Raw genomic sequence first — 246 nt, 5'->3', positions numbered from 1 at the left:
ACACCCTGCTTGTTTTTTGCACTAAATAAAAGCTAGCCTCTAATTGCGTTAAGTGCAAAATTTAAGATGAGTGTCTTGTTTATTTTTCCTAAATAAAAGCTAGCCTCTAATTGCGTTAAGTGCAAAATTTAAGATGAGTGTCTTGTTTATTTTTCTTCCACATAAAAATGCACGACGAACACACCGTGAAATACAGTGATAGTATTTTGTATCAACCAAACTTACTTGACGCTTTCTTGCGATTGC

1 pseudogene is annotated in these 246 nt (G+C 34.1%); it reads right to left on the bottom strand.

Annotated features, from left to right (window positions below):
- Positions 1 to 156 precede the first annotated feature (156 nt).
- Positions 157 to 246: pseudogene (locus tag AN393_RS20180) on the bottom strand (Mobile element protein); the annotation flags it as partial.

Source organism: Pseudoalteromonas sp. P1-25, assembly GCF_001401805.1.
GTDB lineage: Bacteria > Pseudomonadota > Gammaproteobacteria > Enterobacterales > Alteromonadaceae > Pseudoalteromonas.
Note: the sequence above shows the minus strand (reverse complement) of the source record. Positions and strands in the feature narration are given on the sequence as shown.